3 protein-coding genes and 1 pseudogene are annotated in these 1,527 nt (G+C 45.5%); all 4 read right to left on the bottom strand.

The features are described from left to right. Positions 1-252: pseudogene (locus C161_RS27695) on the bottom strand (hypothetical protein); the annotation flags it as partial. 27 nt (positions 253-279) lie between these two features. After that, the gene (locus C161_RS27700) at positions 280-486 is read right to left on the bottom strand and encodes a hypothetical protein (RefSeq protein ID WP_051449992.1); all 207 of its coding nucleotides are present in this window, start codon (positions 484-486) and stop codon (positions 280-282) included. A 9-nt stretch (positions 487-495) separates the two neighbouring features. Then, entirely contained in the window at positions 496-930 is a 435-nt protein-coding gene (locus C161_RS27705) for a hypothetical protein (RefSeq protein WP_036674321.1), read from the bottom strand. Then, on the bottom strand, positions 927-1,527 hold a 601-nt coding region (locus C161_RS32675), incomplete at its 5' end, for a hypothetical protein (RefSeq protein WP_235193963.1). The genes C161_RS32675 and C161_RS27705, both read right to left, overlap by 4 nt.

Here is a 1,527-nt window from a genome sequence, read left to right on the forward strand (position 1 = left end):
TTTCTCTGTTTTACCCCCTTGAGACATATCGGCAATAGCTGCTGAATAACGCGGAACTTCAATACTTACTTTGTCTTGAAGGTCCCCTGCGGTGTAGTGAAAAGCATAACCACTGTCGCCGCCCATAACCGACTGCCAGTCAAATTGCAGTTGTAACGTAACCTTTGTTACCTTGTCCTCAACGTACTTAATTGTGTTATCCAAATTACGGGCTACGATTGTTCCTACGCCATCAAAAACGAGTGGTCTCATATTTATCCTCCTTGGGTATAGAGTTGATTAAACAAGCTCCCAGAGCCGTGCATCAATCTCTTCAATTCGTTTATATTCCTTCGTGTCTTCATACCCTTCAACCGGTTCCTTGCCATCCATCAATCCGAGTTTTTGTGCGAGTCGAACCTTTTCTCGGATCAACTTCTCTAGCTCAGGAAATTCTTCCTTAGGTTCCGGTTTGGTATTTGTTACTTCCGCTTGTTTTTCAGACATATCCTCACCTCAATTCATTCGGAGATAGTCCACATCAAATATGGCCTTATATCCTTTGACACCTTGTATTCCAGTTGCAAAATCAGCATCGTACGTCAGTACACAAAGGTATGTCGCCCAACCTGGCATCGTAATCCGTTTATCGTGTAAAATACGAAACGCTCTTTCAAAGAGCAGCTTCGCCGCATAACCGGTACCAGCATAAAAATCTAAGCAAAACTTTCCTTCGAAAACTAATTGATTCGGAGAAAAGCGACCTGGCATCACATATTGGCAGATATGAGGAACAGTTTCATGACTTACAGTGATTTCAGGTTCCATTCCCTTTGTCATCCTCTTCACTACCTCCTCGGAAGGTGAAGATGAGTCAAGCTCAAGTAACTCCATGAGTTCGTCATCACCTTTAAGCGCATGCTGAACTGCATCCAACAATTGAAGACTCAATCTCTCACCTCCCTGAAGTAACGATGATATGGAAACTCGGTAATGACACGACTAATCCCGTTTAATATCCGATCACGATTGGATTCAAGAGCTATACGCATGAAATAAGTAGGAGGAGTGGCTTTGAACGAAGGATCAAGGTCCCCCCGTTCTGCCAACTCCTCCAAATCTACGCCTGCGTATCCGCCTTTGGACTTTTTAATCGTGCCATCGATAGCTCGGTAAGTACCTCTACCCCGCCCTACGACTACCCGGCTACCCTTTGACCTCAACTTATTCCACGCCTCACTCTTCATGTAGCTGACTAAGCCCGGGTTTTGACTCGGTCCAGCCATAAGTGAGCCTTTACCGAATTGCTCAAGCCACGCTTGCCAGTAATCAGCGGTGATATCTCCTGAAATCATTTGGTTCGCTAGCACGATCATTTGCATCTCCAACCGCTCACGGACAGCAGGGTAGTACCGAATGCCGGTCTTCGCAGTAAGTAATACGATTTTCGTTAGACCTGTGATTTCAACAGCCAACTTGTTTTCCAAGTCCTTCGCTGCACGTTCTGCATCGTACCCGGTAATCATCGCCTGTCCTCGCACAACTGAA

Source organism: Paenibacillus sp. FSL R5-192, from assembly GCF_000517845.1.
Taxonomy (GTDB): Bacteria; Bacillota; Bacilli; order Paenibacillales; family Paenibacillaceae; genus Paenibacillus; species Paenibacillus amylolyticus.